We start from the raw sequence: 20,325 nt of genomic DNA, 5'->3' as shown, positions 1-20,325 counted from the left end.
ATGGAATTAAGAATTGGTGTAATCGGTATTGGTGCAATGGGTAGAGATCACGTAGATAGAATCAACAATAGAGTCAATGGCGCAAAGGTTTCGGCAATTAGTGATATTAATGTTGAAGTAGCTACGGCTTATGCAAAGGAAATTGGAGCGACATTTTACGAAGATGCTGAGGCACTTATTGCTGCAGATGAAATAGATGGTATTGTCGTTACATCTTGGGATCCAACACATGAAGGTTATGTATTAGAAGCAATTAAACATGACAAGTATGTATTCTGTGAAAAGCCATTAGCCTTAGAAGCTTCAGGCTGTACAAACATTGTGAATGCAGAAACAGCGAAGCAAAAGCGCTTAGTGCAGGTTGGATTTATGCGTCGTTATGATAGAGGTTATGAAGAGATGAAACGTGAATTAGACACTGGCGTATTAGGTGAACCATTGTTATTACATTGTACGCACAGAAATGAAACGGTCGATTCGAAATACGATACACCAATGGCTGTTGAAAATACGGCAGTACATGAAGTGGATGCTTTAAGATGGTTATTACAAGAAGATTTTGTATCGGCGCAAGTTATTCTGCCTAAAAAGCAAACGCAATATACACATCCAAAGTTACACGATCCACAGTTAATCTTATTACAGACTGAATCAGGTGTCTGTATTGATTTAGAAGTATTTGTGAATTGCCAATTTGGTTATGATATTAATTGTAAAGTGGTTTGCGAAAAAGGTGAAATCGGCTTAACGAATCCAACTTATTTCAATGTTAAAACAGAGCAAAAAGATTATACGCGTGTACCTAGTGATTGGAAAGAGCGTTTTATCTCAGCGTATGATAAAGAGTTACAATTATGGGTAGACGGAATTAAGCATGATGAAATTACTGGGCCATCTGCTTGGGATGGTTATATGGCTTCTGTCACGACTAACGCATGTTCTGAGTCTAGAGACAATGGTTATAAAGTAGAGATTAAATTTGATGAAAAGCCAAGCTTATACCAATAAGAAGCGGAGTGATGATCGGTGAAATTATCATACGTAACAGATAGTTTAGCGCATTTATCATTAGAGGAAGTATTAGCATATATCACAAAGCAGGATGTGTACCACATTGAACTTGCTACAGGTGGTTGGTCACCAGCGCCACATGTTAATTTACAGCAATTGTTGAATGATGAACAAAGTTTCACTGAGTTCAAACAGTTATTGGAAAGTTATCAAGTTGATGTTGTTGCACTGAACTGTTCAGGTAATCCATTAGCGCCAGGTGAACTGGGGAAGGAACATCGTAAAGTAACAACGGATACCTTTAAACTGGCTGAAAAGTTAGGGGTTAAGAAAATTGTTATGATGAGTGGTTTGCCTGCTGCTTCTCCAAAAGATACGATGCCGAATTGGATAACGACGACCGTAAGTTGGCCACCAGAGTTAAAGGATGCACTTGATTATCAATGGAATGATGTAGCGATACCCTACTGGAAACAATTGGTAGAAGTAGCGAAATCGCATGGTATAGAGAAGATTGCACTTGAGAACTTTAGTGCTCAACTGGTCTATAATCCAGAAACATTGCTCTATTTAAGAAATGCAGTTGATCCAATCATAGGCATGAATTTGGATCCGAGTCATCTATTATGGATGGGGGCTGACCCAATACAATGTGCACGTCGATTAGAAGGGGCAATTCACCATGTACATGGCAAAGATGTGCGTATTGAAGATGGTGTTGCTGATGTGACAACGCTACTTGAAACAAGAGAGATTGATGATGTTAAACATCGTGCATGGAATTATGTTGCTGTCGGTTATGGGCAAGATTTGCAATGGTGGAAGACATTCTTCTCAGTGGTGCGTATGGTTGGTTACGAAGGCTTCGTATCTTTAGAAATGGAAGACTTGACGATGTCACCGGAAGCGGGTGTGGATGCTTCTATAGCTGCCCTAAAGCAAGTATTAGTTTAAGGCTTTGTAATGAGAGATGCTAGATTACAAAAAGGGATTTTATATTAAAAAAGACGAAGACATAGTTGATGTCTTCGTCTTTTTACGTACTGCTTGATGTTGATATAGTAACTAATTCCTATATTACATGTGTTCATTGTTAATTTGAGCTTGCAAGGATTGAGAATTAGCTTGTGCGACACTGAGTAAATACTTTGCTTTAGATAACGACTGCTTACATCTATAGTATGTTGCTTCGGTTTGCTTTGATAATACGAATAGAACAATCGAACCAATAGCAGCTATAATTGAAATAATGATATAAGGTACGATTGTCGCAGTAGAATCTATAAAGAAAGTAATCACAGCTATAATGATTGATATAACTGCGATAGCAATGGCGATTAATGTTGCATACATATATTGCATCGCTTGCTTTAATACTTTTTGGAAAGATGCCTTTTCTTTGTCGTAGTGTAAATTATTTTGATGTAATTTTAAGTCTACATTTGCATCTATTGCGCCGGCAAAGTGAGCAACGTCTGTATTTCTGTCCTTTTTTAATTTGTCGATAATGGGTTGATAACCATAAGTTAATGCAATCTTTTTCTCTTTAACTGTACCTCGTGCAAGTCGATTGAGTTCGTCTAGTTTATTTTGGTTCATGTGCTCACTCCCACATTGTTTGTATAAGGATTATTTGAATCAAATTAAGGTAGTTATCTTATAACACCTAATAGTGTCTCTATAGCACTATAGTAGTGTATTCTACGATGCATTATTTTTTCTTATCTATTTCTTTTTTTGCTGATTGTTCTACTTTTGGTTGTTCTTGGTGTGCTGTGTCTTTAGCGTTTGCTACGTGACTGCCAAATAATGTTCCAGTTCCTAGGACAGCGCATAAGAATAGACCACCTAACCAAGTGAAGAATGAAGGTTTCTTACTTCGCTCGTAGCGTTTAGCCAACTCAGCATCATCACCTAGTAAATGATTTAAGTCACCATTCTGTGTTGAAACAACTCTGCTAAGGACAGGCTGGCTGTTTTCCTTTTGGGCAAAGCTAAGTGCTTGTTGTTTAATCTCTAAGGCTTGAGCTGAGATGCTCAAACTCGTTTGATTACTTTGTTCGAGTTGTTGATTTAATCGATCCAATTGCGCGCGGTTATTTTTAAGTTCCATTTCTTTTGCGCGAATGGCTTCGTTCTTATCTGAGTTTTCGCGTTTAATCTTTTCAATTTCAACACGTAGAAAATTGATTTCATCAGTCATTTGCGCATCTTTCAGTTCATAATCATTCATTCTTTTTTCAACGGCTAGTTCTAGACGTTCATTAAATGTTGTTTCGTTATGAATGATATCTTGTTCTAATTTGCTTATTTCTTGGCGCAAATGATCTACATCATCGCTACGCTTTTGAATTAGGCTTGCTACATCATGGTCCATTAGCTGTTGTAGCTCTGCTTTTTTGTCATCTATTGTTTGTTGGTGTCGATGTATAACATCGTCGACAATTTTTGAAATTTGTAATTCGTAATTATTTTGTACTTCGGCATGGAGTACTTTAATTTGGTTATTATAAGATTGATTTGCTTTAGTAGTAAGTGTCGTTTCAAGTTCTTGTATTTTATTATTTAATAATGGGCGCTCTTCACGTTCAATCTTATCTTCCATGTCTCTACGTGCTTTGTCAGCACGAGATTGTTTATCTTGTTCGAATTGTTCTTCTAATTGTTGAGCATGTGTTGCTACCGTTGATGGAATTACGCTTAATGCATCTGCTAATTTCTGCTCAATTGCTGTATAGTCATTGTGGTAAGTGGAATCAGCAGATTTGTAGTTTTTCAGCGTATCAGCTTCGATATTTTTACTCCATAAATCGGTAACAAGCTGGTTATAAATACTATTGATGATATCTTCACGCTTTTTTTGCAAAGTGTTTAATTTATCACTTTTAGCTTGGTTAAAGTCATCTTCAGTTAATTGCTCTAATTTTTGATATGTAGGTAAAACCTTCTCATCATAATCTTTATCTTTGATAATACTATTAAATTGTAGTTTTTCGTCATCTAAATAAATTTTATCTATTAAACCGTCTAATGTATTATATAAATTGTTTTTTAATAGTTTAATGTCAGAATGTTCGACATTATGAGGTATTGTAGTTGCTTGTGCCTCTTCATCATTCACTGCATGGTTGTTATGGTTCTTCTGTTGAATTTGCTCGATGATTGCATCTCTTAACGGTACAAGTGTTTCGAAATTTAAGTCTTTACTCATATTTGCCGTGCCAAAATCAGGCATATTTGATGCATTTAAAATATCGTTGTTAATCACCTTTAATTGGTATGCATTCTCTGATGGTATATAGAGTCTTAAACCAAAATTACAGTCGTCATACTTTTCTTCTTTAATATTTTGTAGTGAAGCGAAATCTGTAACACAGTACTCATGATCGGCAAAAATTTTGAAAGGCTCGTTGTCGTCTTTAGGATTAATGGTTACATCAAATGATTGGACAAGTTTTGTAGAGCATAAGATTTGTTTGAAATTATCAACGGCTTCACCTTTAGATTTTCCTAAGATTAAATTAGGTGCTACGACAGGTACAATATAAATCTTTGTGTCGCCCACTTCTGCATAATCCATTTCTAAATAGCTAATGTCTAAAACATTGTTAGTCATGTATTGGTCATCCTTCCATTCGTTTAATGTCTAAACGGTTATGAATTAGTATCTGTAGTAACAGAATATGATTTAATTTGAGTGTAGTGTATATTCTAGAAGTCAATTGATAATTAAGGCGTATTTCGCTATGTAAAAAAATTAATTATATAAAAACAAATATTAATTATCAGATTTTTATGATAACACATAAGTTGGTTATATAATATAAATATTTATTTAAATTTTATATATTATTGTTTTTATTAATGGCTCTAAGATTAATAACTTTTATTACTTTTGAAAATGACTTTATCGTAAGTAAGTATGACTAGATTACATTCCAAGGCTAAATGATGTATGTGACGTATTGTTTATTCAATTTCTGTATATTATGGATGAGGTTATATAATAAATAGGTGAATATGTAAGGGGTCCGTATCATTATATTAGTTTAGTTCAAGCAGGGTGTTTCGTATGCAGTACGTGTAAGTATAAATATAATGTGATAGAGAAATCATTGTGAAATGTAATTGGTCCCATCTCTTTAACTGACGACGCAAGAATAGTTATAAAAAACCTTCAAAGTATAGTTAATCAATCATACTTTGAAGGTTTAGTCATGTTTTAAATTATAAGATAAAATTTTGTCGATTTAATTAGAATTATGGTCATTAGATGAGAAAATGTGGCTTGGTGGCTTAGGTGTATTACAATGCTTGCTAGATCCACATGAAGAACATTTTCCTGATTTAGATTTTTTTATAAATTTTGTTAAAGTATAAGCAGCATACCCAAATATAGCTACAAATAATATGATGTTAAAAATGATAGTCATGTGTTCACTTCCTTAGATAAATAATTGTCCGATTTGGTAAAGTGCTAAAGATAATACATAAGCTACAGCGATAGGATAAACGACTGCTAAAACAGTCCATTTTACGGAATATGTCTCTTTACGAATGGTAGCGACGGTAGATAAACATGGAATATATAAAAGGATGAATACCATAAATGAATATGCTGTCAATGGTGTGAAGTGACTTTGGACTACATTGACAAGTCCTGCTTCATCCGATGAATAAATGATTGCCATTGAACTGACAATGACTTCTTTTGCTAAGAATCCAGGTATCAAAGTAGCACCGGCTTGCCATGTACCAAATCCCAATGGTGCAACTAATACAGCAAAGAAGCTACCAATCATGTGCAAGAAACTTTGATTAATTTCTACATCAAAGCCACCTGGACCTGTGTAGTTTAATAACCAAATGACAACGGAACCACCGAATATAAATGTTCCAGCTTTTTTAACAAATCCTTTGGCCTTTTCCCAAGTACTTCTCCATAAAGTCTTGATTGAAGGTAAGCGATATGTAGGCAATTCAATAATAAATACAGAATCATCATTTTTTAGCACTGTCTTGGTAAGTAATACACTCGTCAATAAAGCGACGATGATACCTAAGACGTATAAGCTTAGTACAATAAGCGCTTGATGCGATTTAAAGAATATACCTACAAATAAGGCGTAGACTGGTAATCTCGCAGAACAAGACATGAATGGTGCAATTAATATAGTAGTTAATCGTTCTTTTTCACTCTCGATACTACGTGCAGCCATAATACTTGGTACGTTACAACCAAACCCAATAATCATTGGAATAAATGATTTACCACTTAAGCCAAAGACCTCCATTATTCTGTCCATCAGAATAGCAATACGGGCCATGTATCCTGAATCTTCTAATAATGATATAAAGAAGAATAGGACGAGAATTTGTGGTACGAACACTAATACAGCGCCTACACCTGCGATGATGCCATCAGTAACTAGATCCTGTAAAAATGGGAAAATATGCAAATAATCCATGCTTGCTTTTACCGAATCAGTAAGGGTGCCACCAAAGAAATCATCGAGTTGATCGGATATCGGTGTCCCAACCCAGGTGAATGTAATTTGGAAAATTAACCACATGATGCTAAGAAATATTGGAATACCAAGAATGCGATGTGTTAATAACTTATCTAAGCGATTTGAGAAATATTGCTTTTCTTCATCTGGATATTCAACGACACCCTCTAATAATGTATCTATGTATGTAGCTCGAGCATCGTGAATACATGTACGAATAGATTGTGACAAGGTATTTGCTAGTGCGACTCTTAAAGGTTCGATTTGAGCGATTACAGTGGCATCGAGTTGGTCATATATTTTAGGATTATTGAGTAAAAATTGTATCGCAACAAAACGCAGATGATGCTTGTTAATAGCAGAATGTTGACCGATAAGGTGTTGAATCTTCATAAGTGTTTCTTCTATGTCGTCACCATAGTTTATTTTTAAAGGAGAGCGACGTGTGAGGCAATCATCTTTCAGCGCGTCCAACACTTTCTGTGTGCCTTTACCCTTACGTGCAATAATAGGCATAAGTGGTGTCTTTAACTTGCGCATGAGGGCTTGATGATCGATATGTATTCCACGTTTAGCAGCTACATCCACCATATTGAGCCCAATAATTAGAGGCGCACCAAGTTCCATCAGTTGTACTGTAAGTTGTAAATTACGTTTCAGCTGACTTGCATCGACAATATTAAGCATGCCTGTGTAAGAATCGTTTAATAGATAATCCGTAACAACAGTTTCGTCTTTGGAAATAGGCGATACTTCGTAAATACCAGGTAAATCTACAAGATCCCCTAAATTATCCTTTAATCGGCCAACTTTCTTTTCAACGGTAACTCCGCTCCAGTTGCCTACATATTCGTATGTGCCAGTAAGTGCGTTAAACAAAGATGTCTTTCCTACATTGGGGTTTCCTAAGATACAATAACTATTAGCCATGAGCTTCCTCTAGAAAGATCTGACATGCATCACAACCGCGAATACTCAAATGTTGTCCGTTTACCTCTAAGATACAAGGTCCTTTAAATAAACATCTTTGTTTGATCTTCAAATCGGTTCCGTGGTTTAAACCTAAGGCGTTTAAACGCTGTACCATGCTATCATTTTTAATGTTCATGTGCTTTACTGTGTAGCGCTTATTTAAGCTTCCAGTCTTAATATTCAACATATTGATCACTCTTTCTTAAATACAAATAATAATCGTTATCAATTATACTACTGCGACAAAACAAATTGTATAAAATTATTATAATGATTTTGAATATTCTGTTAAATAGATTTGAATATAGCATAGGAATTTATCTGTACTAAAAAATATATAAAATAAATATAGTAATAAATTAAAAATTGAGCAAAAGGGTTGTGTTTTCCCTGTTGTAATATTACACTGTAGTAAATAGAGGTAGTTATATTGTAATCACAAATGGATGTTACATAGCCAAGATGCAAGATAATCACAGAAGTACATCATTTATTAGCTATGAATCTTTTATATACGGATGAACATGTATATTAAGGAGGGAGTTCAAATGGTCGTACGCGAGAATAAACGTATTAAAGTCAAACGTATAAACGAAACACGCTCTAATGACATTTCTGTCATGATTGATGAAGGTGGACTAGGTGCTGACCAATATTATCAAATTATTAAAGAGAATACGAACACATCCGAAGCCCATTTACATCAGTTTGAACATGAAGTTAGCGAGAAAACAAATGAATTCCTAATTGATTTGTTGATTGTCAATGCCCAAGAAAGTAGTAACAAGGATTATAACGAAGCGATAAAGGTTATTAAAGCAGAGCTATTGCACAGACTTGAATAAGGAAGGGAATTTATAATTGAATATGATGCAGACGAGATATTAGCTGTTATGAGTGAAGTGATTAACTTTATTTGTAACAGCTTTTTTGTGTGAAATGAATTCAGAGTACACAGAATATATCATTGTAAGTGGCAAATAGTTATCAAAATTTAAATTATTGCATTATTTAATTATATATAAATTTATTAAAGTCATTGATTATTGATTGTAAAACCCATAAAATTGATAATGATAATCGTTTTCAATAAAAGGGAGTGTAGTGATGAGAAAGTATAGTATCATAGTATTGTTAGCCGTACTGTTATTAGCTTCATGTAGTGCACAGTCTAAATCGACTAAGAAAGTAGAAACAAGGGATTATACATTGGATAGTGGTAAAAAGGTACAAGTCCCCAAAGATCCTAAGCGAATTGTTGTTGTAGCAAATACCTATGCCGGTGGATTAAAATATTTAGGCGGCAATATAGTTGGTGTGACGAAAGATATAGAAAAAAGTACAGTTTTAAAAGAAAAGTTCAAAGGTACGCATAAGTTAAATGAGAATGATGTCGAAAAAGTGGCTAAATTGAAACCAGATTTAATTATTGTGGATTCAACTGATAAAAATATTAAAAAGTATAATAAAATAGCGACAACAATACCTATAACCTATGGTAAAAAAGACTACTTAGCTACACAAGTTGAATTAGGGAAGATTTTAGGTAAAGAAACAGAAGCAAAACAATGGGTAAATAGTTGGAATAAGCAAACGAAAAGAGATGCACATGAAATTAAACAGCATATAGGTGAAGATGCTACAGTTTCTATATTTGATGATTTCAGCAAGACAATTTATGCCTTTGGTAAATCATGGGGGCGTGGTGGCGAAGTTGTTTATCAAGCGTTTGATTTAAATATGCCAACCGCGTTGCAGAAAGCTGTGAAGAAAGAGGGATGGAAAGAGTTATCCCAAGAAAAATTACCGCAGTATTCAGGAGATTATATTATCACGATGAGTGAAGGTAAAGCTCAACCTGAATTTGAAAAAACAGAAATGTGGAAAAACATTCCAGCAGTTAAGCAGGGACGAGTGATTAATGTGAAGGCTGAAACGTATTGGTTTAACGACCCTTATTCATTAGATTATGAACGAAAAGAGTTAAAAAACAAACTATTGGGTAAATAATATCAAAACATTCGACTGTCTAATTTAATAGGTGGTTGAATGTTTTTAAGTTTAAGCGTACAGCATTCAAAATTTAATTTGCTATACTTAACGTATTCATATATGGCTGATTATTATATCTGAAAGGGGTTAACAGCAGTAATTCATATATTATGATTATAGTAAGGAGTAAAAATGTATAATTTACAGATTAAAACCTTTTTAAAGGTAGTAGATTTAGGTAGCTTTAATAAAGCGTCTATAGAGTTATATATTTCAGCATCTGCCGTTATTAAACAAATCAATGCATTAGAGAAAAATTTGGGTTTAACTTTATTGAATAGAAATGCTCAAGGTGTGACATTGACAGAATCTGGAAAGATTATTTATGAAGCAAGTAAAAATTTAATTAACTACGCGGATGATGCATTGTCGAAAGCGAAAAAGATAGAAGAACAGAACCAACAAGTTATCAATTTGGGTGTATCACCAATGACCCCTGGTGATGTGTTAGTAAAACATTGGCCTACTATCAAGGCGAATCGTGATCATTTGCAGTTGAATATCGTACCATTTGAAAATTCTGAAGATAAAATTAACCATATATTACAAAACATAGGCGAATCGATTGATATTGTCATCGGCTTTTTAGATCATGCATTGCTTAATTACTTTCAATGTGAAGGCGTAGAATTGTATCAAACGCCGGTTCGAATCGGTGTCCCACCTCAAAATAAATTGTTTAATCAAAGTGGTACATTGACTGTTCAAGATTTGAACCATCAAAAGATTATTATGTTGGAAGAGGGTATTAGTGATGCCTTTGATGTTGTACGTCAACAATTACAACAACTCCCTGATATTCAAATTGAAGATACAACTATCTACAATACACATACGTTTAATGATGCAGTACGTAAGGACTGTTTGGTACTGACATCGGATGAATGGGATAATGTGCATCCGTTAGTACAACTACAGCCATTAGCATGGGATTGTGAATTTACCTTTGGTGTCTTTTATTCTGATTTGCTACCGGCGCATGTTGTCGATGTTATACAGCAACTACAACAAGTATTAACAAATAAAATTTAATAGTTAGTTATAACCATTTGGTTATAACGTTGGTCTAAAGAACATCTTCTACATAAGGTGTTCTTTTTTTATACTGTGATTGTATTCAAAAATATGAAATATCGTGTTGTAGAAAAATAGGGGGTCAGACAATGAATTTTAGAAAACTTAGAAATATCGAGGTTTCTAGTATCGGTTATGGCTGTATGGGCTTTAGTCATGGATATGGCGAGATACCTAGTGAAGAAGAAGCAATTAGATTAATGCGATTGGCTTATGACAAAGGATGTACATTTTTTGATACTGCTGAGGCATACGGAGATGGACATAATGAAAGATTAGTAGGGAAAGCTATAGAACCATTTAGGGAGCACATTATTCTAGCGTCTAAGTTATTTATTGATAGTGAGGCTGTTGGGGATTCATTTGAGTCATTAGAAGCGCATATTAGAGCACATTTAGATGCCTCTCTTGATAAATTACGCACGGATTATTTAGATATTTATTACCAACATCGCGTGAATGATGATATCCCTGTCGAAGATGTAGCAAGGGTAATGGGTAAACTGATTGTTGAAGGTAAGATTCGTGGTTGGGGGCAATCGCAACCAACAGCAGAGCAAATAAGAAGGGCGCATGAGATTACACCACTTACTGCAGTTCAAAGTGAATATTCAATGATGGAACGTCAATTTGAACAAGATGTTATTCCTACTTGTAAGGAATTGAACATTGGATTTGTACCATTCTCACCTTTGGCAAGTGGTTTTCTATCTGGAAAATATAGTAATGAAGATCAATATCAAGGTGATGATGTCCGACGTGTAATTACACGATTCAACAAAGAAAATGTAAATAAAAATCAACCACTCATCGATTTGATACAAAAGTATGCTGACGAACAACAAGCAACACCTGCTCAAATTTCATTAGCATGGATGATGTATAAAGAACCATTTATTGTACCTATTCCAGGTATGAGGAAGGAAAATAGAGTAGATGAAAATTTAGGAGCGGCAGATGTTAAATTAACTGATGAAGCATATTTAGCGTTAGAGCATGAACTGTCAAAGATACAAGTATATGGAAATCGTACAGATAAAGATATCGCTAAGTTACAAGATATGGAGTAACGATGATGATGTAAGATTTGATCCAACTTATGCATTATGATTAAACAATTAAATTGGAGGAATTACACATATGGAATACGTAACATTAAATAATGGTGTTGAAATGCCAAGTGAAGGATTTGGTGTATTTACAATAGAAGATTTAGACGTTTGTGAACAAGCCGTGTTAGATGCATTAGATGCAGGCTATAGATTAATTGATACGGCTTCAGCATATATGAATGAAGAGGCTGTAGGAGCTGCAATTCGAAAGTCTAATGTGCCAAGAGAAGAATTATTTATTACGACAAAGTTATGGGTGCAAGATGCAGGATATGAAGCAGCAAAACAAGCTTTTGAAACCTCATTAGAGAAATTAGGATTAGAGTATATTGATTTGTATCTAATTCACCAGCCATTCAATGATTATTATGGTTCTTGGCGTGCTATGGAAAAGCTTTATGAAGAAGGGAAAATTAGAGCAATTGGTCTAAGTAACTTTGATAATGCACCTTTGGTAGATTTGATTATGAATAGTAAAATTGTTCCAGCAGTATTACAAATTGAAATGCATCCTTTCTTCCAACAGCAAGCAGCAATTGATGTGATGAAAGCATATGATATTCAACCACAAGCGTGGTCACCATTAGCTAAAACTTCAGAAGAAGTATTAAACAATAGTATCTTAAGTGATATTGCTAAAGTACATCAAAAAACAGTACCTCAAATTATGTTACGTTGGCATATTCAACGTGGTATCTCAGTCATTCCGAAATCCACGCATAGAAATAGAATAGAAGAAAATCTTGATGTGTGGGATTTTGAATTAACAGAAGAAGAAATGAATAAGATTAAAACACTAGATCAAGGAAAAAGTTTATATATTGACCGACAGACTGTTGAGACAGTAGAGATGTTTAATAATTGGAAGATACATGACTAATTGAGAGGATTTTTGAAGGGAGATAATGTAAATAGATGAAAGCTATCGTATTAAACAATATAGAAGATAATTATCGTTTAGCTGTAGAAGAAGTGCCAATACCAGTTGCTGGTGAAGGCGATGTTGTTGTTAAGTTAAAGGCTGCTGCCTTAAATAGACGTGACGTGATGATAGCAAGTGGCAGTTATCCAGGAACAGAAGTGCCAAAAATCATTGGTTCTGATGGTGCTGGAGAAGTTGTTGCAGTTGGTGATGGTGTAGCAGATGTTTCTGTAGGTGATGAAATAATTATTAATCCTGGCTTGAATTGGGGAGATAATCCTAAAGTTAAAAGTGCAGACTTTACCATTTTAGGAATGCCTTATGATGGCACATTTGCAGAATTTGTTAAAATCCCAGTCGAAAATGTTTATCCTAAACCTCAACATTTAACATGGGAAGAAGCTGCTGCACTACCATTATCAGGATTAACAGGATATCGCGCACTCATTACAAAAGGTAAGGTGCAAGAAAACGAAAATGTGTTTATTCCTGGTGCTGGTGGCGGTGTTGCAACGTACTTAATTCAATTTGCTAAAGCCTTAGGAGCGAATGTATATGTATCTTCAAGCCAACAAGAGAAACTTGATTTTGCACTTAAACTTGGAGCACAAGCCGGTGTGAACTATAAGGATGCGGATTGGGAAAATGAATTGCTAAATCAATCACAAGGTATAGATTTAACTATAGATAGTATTGGTGGAGAGTCATTTAAATCCTTTATCCATATTGGTAAATTAGGCAGCCGAATTGTTAGCTTTGGGGCAACACGTGGCCCTGTACCCAATTTATTATTGCCGACAATGACATTAAAAGAAATGACTTTATTAGGTTCAACAATGGGCAGTCCTGATGACTTTAAAGATATGATTGATCTTGTTGAACAACACCAAATTAAACCTGTCATAGGTGCACGTTATAATCTAGATGAAACACCAAAGGCATTGGAATCATTATCGAATGGTGAAAATTTTGGTAAAATTGTTATTCGTATTTCAGAATAGTTGAATGATATAGTAAGTTATTATAAGAATAAGGTATATCTATAACGAAAGCCCTTAAATGAAATTGAATTCATTTAAGGGCTTTTATAGATTATATGATTACTTTCATAAGGATTCACTTTAGTCTATATTCTGTATCTACTGCTTTGTTATATCATACAATATGCTATTCTTATCCGTTAAATTCAACAGGGTTTGGACCAATTCTTCTATCTTGATTTAATGCATCAATACGCTCAATTTGTTCTGTTGATAATGAGAAGTCAAAGACATTTAAATTTTCGTCTATTCTATGAGGTGTAATAGATTTAGGTATAGTGACGACACCATGATCAATATTCCATCTGATTACGACTTGGGCAGGTGATTTACCTAATTCTTGCGCAATATCATTTACAGTTTCGTCTGTTAAAATTTCAGCGTTCATTAATGGTGACCATGATTCTGCTTGAATATTTTCACTCGCCAAATAATTTCTTAAATTACGTTGAGTTAAATAAGGATGAAATTCAACTTGGTTGATTACTGGTTTGATTGAAGTATGTGCCTTTAATGTTTCCAAGTGATCTTCTGTAAAGTTACTTACGCCGATGTTCTTCACTTTGCCAGCTTCATACAATGCTTCCATACCTTTCCAAGTATCAATCATGACTGCTTCATCAGTACCTGGCCAGTGGATTAAGTATAAGTCTAAATAATCTAAACCAAGACTATCTAACGACTTCTGATAACCAGCAGCTACATTGTCTTGACCGTAGTCAGTTAACCATAATTTTGAAGTAATGAATAAATCTTCTCTAGTAATTCCAGCTTCTGCAATACCTTCTTTAATACCTAAGCCAACATGTTCTTCATTACCATAAATTAATGCTGTGTCAATACTACGATAGCCATTAACAATTGCATGTTTGACTGCATCTTTGGCTGTGTCATCATTTTCTACTCTGAATACACCTAAACCTAATTGTGGCATTGTGTTACCATTATAAAATTCAATATGTTGCATAATAACGCTCCTTTAAATTATATGCTTGTGCATATATAAGATTTATGATTTTCATTGTAAACATTTATTTTAAAAAATAAAAGTACGCACTTTTAAGTAACTATAAAAAATTAATTATTTGACTATAGGAATTTCGTGTGTAATTATATGCGTGTGCATACAAAATATAAAGTGAGGTCGTTAAAAATGAAAGATAATCACCTATTTACGCCAGTCGATTTGAAAGGTTTAACATTAAAGAATCGCATTATGATGTCACCGATGTGTCAATATAGTGTGGTAGAAAAGGATGGAATAGCTACAGATTGGCATGAACATCATTATATTAGTAGAGCAATTGGTGGTTCAGGATTAGTCATGGTTGAAATGACTAACATTGAACCAGATGGTAGGATTACAGATTTTTGTTTGGGATTATGGAATGAAACTCAGAAAACAAAATTACAGGCTATTGTTGATGGCATTCATCAATACGGTGCTAAAGCGGCGATTCAAATAGGACATGCAGGTAGAAAGGCAGAGCATGCAGAAACACCAGTTGGTCCTTCTGCGATTCCATTTGATGAAACATTTAAGACACCCCGTGCATTGGAGAATGCGGAAGTGTATCAAATGATTGAGAAATATCGCTATTCTGTAAGGGCTGCAGTAGAAGCGGGATTTGATGCAATTGAAATACATGGCGCACATGGATATTTAATACATCAATTTCATTCGCCACGTTCTAATCAACGCGGAGATGAATTTGGTGAAAGACTTACATTATTTGGTGAAAAAGTTATTGCTGCTGCTAGAGCAGAAATGCCAAACGAAATGCCACTTATCGTACGTATTTCTGCAACAGAATTTGTTGATGATGGATATGGTATAGAAACAGGAATTGATATTGCGCGTACATATTATGAAGCGGGTGCTGATGTAATTGATGTTTCTGCTGGTGGAGAAGGACCTATATCGCCGCATGGTAGACCTGGCACACATGCTGGATATCAACTACCATATGCCAGAAAGGTAAAGGAAGCATTAAACATACCAGTTATTGCGGTTGGCCGTTTGGATGATCCAATTTTAGCTAATGCCGTTATTGGTAATAATGAAGCGGATATGGTAGCGATTGGTAGAGGCTTATTGCGTAATCCGTATTGGCCATTGACTGCTAATGAACAATTGAGAAAGATTGCTAAAGAAGAGATTGTACCAACACAATATCAACCTGGATTTAGAGGTTAAATTGAACGAGGAGTGAGTATGATGGATGTCAGTATTTTAGATCAAACACAATTGATCGAAGGGGAGTCGAGTGAGCGAGAATTTAGTAATACTGTAGCTTTGGCACAATATTTAGATGAACTGGGCTATACACGCTATTGGTTATCCGAACATCATAGTACAGATGCACTTGCAGGGTCTGCCCCTGAGGTATTGGCTTCATATCTACTTGCTAAGACGGCAAACATTCGTGTTGGTACTGGTGGAGTGATGCTTACTCATTACAGCTCTTATAAGGTAGCGGAAATGTTTAATGTTATGAGTGCATTGGCACCTGGTAGAGTAGATTTAGGAGTGGGTCGAGCACCTGGTGGCCATCACCTGTCCAACATCGCATTACAAAGCGGTGTCATTGCTAAACGAAATGTAGATCAATTTCCACAAAAATTGAATGAAATCGCACATTACTTTAAGAATACAGTGCCCGAAGGTTCTGTAGTCAAAGGATTGCAGACGACACCTAAAATTATGGAGCCAGCAGAATTATGGTTGCTAGGATCGAGTAATGATTCGGCAAAGTTAGCTGCAGAACAAGGTTTACCTTATGTTTTTGCGCATTTTATTAATTATGAAACAGGTGCGATGGAAGAAGCGATTACACTGTATCGTGAACAATTTCAGCCGTCAGCTATACTTTCAGAACCTAAGGTGATCGTAGCAATTAAAACAATTATGGCAGATACAAATGAACATGCACAAACACTTGCTAAAAGTGCATTACATGCGCAATTTTATCTGCATAGAGGTGTGTTATCAAGGCTTATAGCACCTGATAAAGCGTTAAGTGAAGTACAAACTGACAAAGAATGGGCAGAAATAGAAATGATTAAGGATACGTATGTTATAGGTGATAAAGCTACTGCTACAAAGCAATTGAAGTCATTAAAATTTGAGTTAGCTATAGATGAAGTGATGACGTTGAGTCCTATTTATGACTTTGAAGCGAGAAAAAATTCGCTCAAATTATTAAAAGAGGTAACTGATACATTATAGTATAGAAATAATATGAATAATGTTTGTAACAATAAGTGAAAATTAACGTTAAGTTCTATAATAAATGAAATTATAAGCAAAAATTATAAAGGATATCCAAAAATGTTAATAATTCCTCAAAAATTCATATATACATTATATTCAAAAATGATTATACTTAAAAACGTGTTTGTTTTTAATACATCAAGGAGTAATTTAGAATGAATTTTATTAAAAGAATATTGAAAAAAGAGGATTTTTCACTTTATCAAAATAAAGATGCGCATTTAGAGCGTACGCTTAGGGTTAGAGACTTTCTTGCATTAGGTGTAGGGACAATCGTTTCTACGGCAATATTTACCTTACCGGGTGTTGTTGCGGCTGACCATACAGGCCCTTCTGTAAGTTTGTCATTTCTTGTTTCTGCTATTGTAGCGGCACTGGTTGCCTTTGTTTATGCAGAGATGTCATCAGCCATGCCAGTTGCAGGTTCGGCATATACTTGGATTAGTATATTGTATGGTGAATTTTTTGGCTGGTTAGTAGGTTGGGCATTAATTGCTGAATATATTATTGCCGTCGCATTTGTTGCGTCTGGATTTTCTGCGAATTTAAGGGGATTGTTTGAACCTTTCCATGTGAAGTTACCGGATGCACTATCTAATTCATTAGGGACAAATGGCGGTATCATTGATTTAATTGCGGCTATCGTAATTATTATTACTGCTTTGTTATTATCTCGTGGGGCATCAGAAACCGCACGTGTACAAAATATATTAGTAGTGCTAAAAGTATTAGCAATATTACTATTTTTAATTGTTGGTTTAAGTGTAGTAGATATAGGACACTATGTGCCATTTATTCCTGAATATAAGATGACTGCTGATGGTGCCTTTGGTGGTTGGCAAGGTATCTATGCCGGAAGTTCAGTCATATTTATTTCGTATATCGGTTTTGATTCGATTGCTGCGAACTCGGGTGAAGCCATTAATCCACATAAGACAATGCCACGTGGTATTCTTGGGTCATTGGTCATTGCGGTGACATTGTTTGTAGCTGTGTCTTTAGTACTCGTAGGTATGTTTGACTATTCTCAGTATAAAGACAACGCTGAACCTGTAGGTTGGGCATTACGTACGAGCGGTCATGAAACGGTAGCTATTATTGTTCAAGCAGTGTCGGTAATCGGTATGTTTACGGCATTAATTGGTATGATGTTAGCTGGTTCCCGTCTGTTGTATTCATTTGGTAGAGATGGTATCTTGCCAGCTTGGATTGGACGATTAAACAATAAACATTTACCGAATAGAGCTTTATTAGTCTTAACAGTTGTTGCAGTATTAGTAGGATCGGTCTTCCCATTTGCATTCTTAGCACAGCTCATATCTGCAGGTACACTTGTTGCATTTATGTTTGTGACAGTTGGTATGTACGGACTACGTAGAAGAGAAGGTAAAGATTTACCAGAGCCTGGATTTAAATTACCACTTTATCCAGTAATGCCATTAATTATCTTTATTTGTATCTTTGCGGTATTTTGGGGATTGAGTGGTCAAGCTAAATTCTATACGTTGATGTGGTTTGTCATAGGGATTGCCTATTACCTATTTTACGTTACAAAAAGCATGATAAAAGAAAAGAAAGTACAGTGATTTATGGAATATCAAGCTGTGACAGATGGTTAACATCTGTTGCAGCTTTTTTTATTTGAAATATTTAAAGTATTAGAGGGTTTTAATTTTCAAAAAGTGTGGTATATTGGAATTATGTTGCAAATGCAACAAAAAGGAGTTTGGAAATGAAAGATATATTGAGAGATATAGGTGTTATTGCCAGGGCACTTGATTCAATTAGTAATATTGAATTTAAAGAATTGAATTTAGCTAAAGGGCAATTTGTTTATTTAGTTAGAATTTGTGAGCATCCTGGAATTATTCAAGAAAAATTAGCTGAAATGTTGAAAATTGATAGAACTACGGCATCACGCGCTGTGAGCAATTTGGTTAAGAATGGATTTGTTGAGAAAATAGCAGATGATGATAATAAGAAGAATAAATTACTATATGCGACTGAAAAAGGCCAAGCTTTATATCCATTGATTATTAGAGAAAATGAACATTCTAATAAGGTGGCACTTAATCATTTTTCAGAAACAGAAATTACAGAATTAGCATCTATGCTTCAAAGAGTTAAAGATAATATTTCAGATGATTGGTTGTATGTCAAAAAAGGTAATAAGCGTGATTATTAAAGGTGGGGTGAAAAATTGATACAAGCATGTACTAAAGCAGATATCGACACTTTGAAGGATTTAAGTATTCAAACATTTGATGAAACGTTTAGATCACAGAATAAACCAGAGAATATTGATCAATATTTGGCAAATGCTTTTACGACAGCTAAATTATTAAGTGAAATTGAACATCCACATTCATATTTTTATGTGATTTATTATCATCAACAATTGGCTGGTTATTTGAAAGTAAATATTTTAGATGCACAAACGGAACAGTACCCAGGAAATAATTTAGAAATTGAACGTATCTATATAGCAAAGGATTATCAAAAGTTTGGCTTAGGAAAGCAGTTATTTGAGCATGCTTTAACTGTGGCAACTGAAAATAACTGTAATCGTATATGGCTCGGTGTATGGGAGAAGAATGATAATGCTATACAATTTTATGAACGTTTAGGATTTACCAAAATTGATGAGCATGCATTTTACATGGGGGATGAAAGACAAATTGATTATATTATGTCTCGTCCTATAAAGGAGGATTAGCATAGCAATGTACATTCCAAAACAATATACTAAAGAGGATTATCAAGAGATCAAAGCATTTATGCAACGTCATAACTTTGTTACTGTTATTTCGACTGTGGAAGGCAGACCAATAGCGACACATGTTCCTGTAAATGTTCAGGAAGATGAGGAAACATTATATATTACAGGACACGTTGCGAAGGGGAACCAGCAATGGCGAACATTAGATTATGGAGAGCATATCTTAGTTATTTTTCAAGGGCCTCATGCGTATATTTCTTCTACTTGGTACGAAGATGAAGATGTTCCGACCTGGAATTATCAAAGTGTACAAGTATATGGTAAGAGTCGTTTGTTAACGGAAGAGGAACTGGTATCAGATTTGACGAAACTATTGGATAAATATGAAGGGCAACGAGATCAAGGTGCTACTTGGAACAATATGTCTGAAAGAACAAAGCGTCAGATGAAAGGTGTTAAGGGATTCCGTATAAAAGTAACAGAAATTTTTGCGGCGTATAAATTAAGTCAAAGTCGTAGTACGACAGACAAAGATCATATTATTGATACACTGGATCATTCTGACAATCATTTAGACCGTGCAGTTGCCGAAGCAATGGCGAAAGAACAAGGACGCTCGAAATAAGGAATTCGTTGTTA

20 protein-coding genes are annotated in these 20,325 nt (G+C 34.9%); 14 read left to right on the top strand and 6 right to left on the bottom strand.

The genetic code is table 11. From position 1 onward, the window contains the following. Both ACF91D_RS13820 and ACF91D_RS13815 read left to right on the top strand, forming a co-directional pair. Complete coding sequence (locus ACF91D_RS13820) at positions 1–1,008, top strand: Gfo/Idh/MocA family protein (protein WP_042737711.1); 1,008 nt, start codon at positions 1–3, stop codon at positions 1,006–1,008. Positions 1,009–1,026: 18 nt separating this feature from the next. After that, entirely contained in the window at positions 1,027–1,965 is a 939-nt protein-coding gene (locus ACF91D_RS13815; protein ID WP_107526721.1) for a sugar phosphate isomerase/epimerase family protein, read from the top strand. 123 nt (positions 1,966–2,088) lie between these two features. On the opposite strand, the gene ACF91D_RS13810 is transcribed toward ACF91D_RS13815, so the two are convergent. The 5 genes from ACF91D_RS13810 to ACF91D_RS13790 all read right to left on the bottom strand — a co-directional run bounded on the left by ACF91D_RS13810 (position 2,089) and on the right by ACF91D_RS13790 (position 7,680). Continuing rightward, positions 2,089–2,610: a hypothetical protein gene (locus ACF91D_RS13810; RefSeq protein ID WP_042737709.1), complete on the bottom strand. Its 522-nt coding sequence runs from the start codon at positions 2,608–2,610 to the stop codon at positions 2,089–2,091. Between the two features lie 112 nt (positions 2,611–2,722). After that, positions 2,723–4,627 carry a coiled-coil domain-containing protein gene (locus ACF91D_RS13805; RefSeq protein ID WP_107589776.1) on the bottom strand — a complete coding sequence of 635 codons (1,905 nt, stop codon included), beginning with the start codon at positions 4,625–4,627 and terminating at the stop codon, positions 2,723–2,725. A 634-nt stretch (positions 4,628–5,261) separates the two neighbouring features. Then, positions 5,262–5,444, bottom strand: coding sequence for a FeoB-associated Cys-rich membrane protein (locus ACF91D_RS13800; RefSeq protein WP_107589775.1), 183 nt, complete (start codon positions 5,442–5,444; stop codon positions 5,262–5,264). A gap of 12 nt (positions 5,445–5,456) precedes the next feature. Beyond that, positions 5,457–7,451: a ferrous iron transport protein B gene (feoB, locus tag ACF91D_RS13795; RefSeq protein WP_107589774.1), complete on the bottom strand. Its 1,995-nt coding sequence runs from the start codon at positions 7,449–7,451 to the stop codon at positions 5,457–5,459. Then, positions 7,444–7,680 carry a FeoA family protein gene (locus tag ACF91D_RS13790; protein ID WP_042737706.1) on the bottom strand — a complete coding sequence of 79 codons (237 nt, stop codon included), beginning with the start codon at positions 7,678–7,680 and terminating at the stop codon, positions 7,444–7,446. The genes feoB and ACF91D_RS13790 overlap by 8 nt, the downstream gene beginning before the upstream one ends. 361 nt (positions 7,681–8,041) lie before the next feature. Between ACF91D_RS13790 and ACF91D_RS13785 the strand changes: the two genes are divergently transcribed. The 6 genes from ACF91D_RS13785 to ACF91D_RS13760 all read left to right on the top strand — a co-directional run bounded on the left by ACF91D_RS13785 (position 8,042) and on the right by ACF91D_RS13760 (position 13,654). Beyond that, on the top strand, positions 8,042–8,338 hold the full coding sequence (locus ACF91D_RS13785; protein WP_042737705.1) for a hypothetical protein: 297 nt from the start codon (positions 8,042–8,044) through the stop codon (positions 8,336–8,338). A 262-nt stretch (positions 8,339–8,600) separates the two neighbouring features. Continuing rightward, the gene (locus tag ACF91D_RS13780) at positions 8,601–9,503 is read left to right on the top strand and encodes an ABC transporter substrate-binding protein (RefSeq protein ID WP_107589773.1); all 903 of its coding nucleotides are present in this window, start codon (positions 8,601–8,603) and stop codon (positions 9,501–9,503) included. Positions 9,504–9,677: 174 nt separating this feature from the next. Next, the gene (locus ACF91D_RS13775) at positions 9,678–10,577 is read left to right on the top strand and encodes a LysR family transcriptional regulator (RefSeq protein ID WP_107589772.1); all 900 of its coding nucleotides are present in this window, start codon (positions 9,678–9,680) and stop codon (positions 10,575–10,577) included. 131 nt (positions 10,578–10,708) lie between these two features. Next, a complete protein-coding gene (locus tag ACF91D_RS13770; RefSeq protein WP_107589771.1) occupies positions 10,709–11,689 on the top strand; it encodes an aldo/keto reductase in 981 nt (326 codons plus the stop codon). Between the two features lie 70 nt (positions 11,690–11,759). Continuing rightward, positions 11,760–12,611, top strand: coding sequence for an aldo/keto reductase (locus ACF91D_RS13765; RefSeq protein ID WP_107589770.1), 852 nt, complete (start codon positions 11,760–11,762; stop codon positions 12,609–12,611). A 35-nt stretch (positions 12,612–12,646) separates the two neighbouring features. Beyond that, entirely contained in the window at positions 12,647–13,654 is a 1,008-nt protein-coding gene (locus ACF91D_RS13760) for a quinone oxidoreductase family protein (RefSeq protein WP_107589769.1), read from the top strand. Between the two features lie 172 nt (positions 13,655–13,826). Here ACF91D_RS13760 and ACF91D_RS13755 read toward each other — a convergent pair whose 3' ends face one another. After that, entirely contained in the window at positions 13,827–14,660 is an 834-nt protein-coding gene (locus tag ACF91D_RS13755) for an aldo/keto reductase (RefSeq protein ID WP_107589768.1), read from the bottom strand. 186 nt (positions 14,661–14,846) lie between these two features. Here ACF91D_RS13755 and ACF91D_RS13750 point away from each other — a divergent pair, with 186 nt between their 5' ends. The 6 genes from ACF91D_RS13750 to ACF91D_RS13725 all read left to right on the top strand — a co-directional run bounded on the left by ACF91D_RS13750 (position 14,847) and on the right by ACF91D_RS13725 (position 20,311). Continuing rightward, the gene (locus ACF91D_RS13750; protein ID WP_107589767.1) at positions 14,847–15,890 is read left to right on the top strand and encodes an NADH:flavin oxidoreductase/NADH oxidase; all 1,044 of its coding nucleotides are present in this window, start codon (positions 14,847–14,849) and stop codon (positions 15,888–15,890) included. Between the two features lie 21 nt (positions 15,891–15,911). Further along, positions 15,912–16,922, top strand: a complete 1,011-nt coding sequence (locus tag ACF91D_RS13745; RefSeq protein WP_107589766.1) for an LLM class flavin-dependent oxidoreductase — start codon at positions 15,912–15,914, stop codon at positions 16,920–16,922. Between the two features lie 200 nt (positions 16,923–17,122). Beyond that, positions 17,123–18,553 (top strand): APC family permease, encoded by a 1,431-nt coding sequence (locus tag ACF91D_RS13740; RefSeq protein ID WP_042737696.1) that lies wholly within the window; start codon positions 17,123–17,125, stop codon positions 18,551–18,553. A 146-nt stretch (positions 18,554–18,699) separates the two neighbouring features. Beyond that, a complete protein-coding gene (locus tag ACF91D_RS13735; RefSeq protein ID WP_107591278.1) occupies positions 18,700–19,152 on the top strand; it encodes a MarR family winged helix-turn-helix transcriptional regulator in 453 nt (150 codons plus the stop codon). Between the two features lie 15 nt (positions 19,153–19,167). Next, on the top strand, positions 19,168–19,683 hold the full coding sequence (locus ACF91D_RS13730; RefSeq protein WP_107526548.1) for a GNAT family N-acetyltransferase: 516 nt from the start codon (positions 19,168–19,170) through the stop codon (positions 19,681–19,683). A gap of 7 nt (positions 19,684–19,690) precedes the next feature. After that, entirely contained in the window at positions 19,691–20,311 is a 621-nt protein-coding gene (locus ACF91D_RS13725; protein ID WP_107589764.1) for an FMN-binding negative transcriptional regulator, read from the top strand. Positions 20,312–20,325: the final 14 nt, after the last annotated feature.

The sequence above is a fragment of the Staphylococcus sp. 231237_7MaSpsaltlick genome (assembly GCF_043107035.1).
This window is presented reverse-complemented; position numbering and strand designations above follow the sequence as displayed.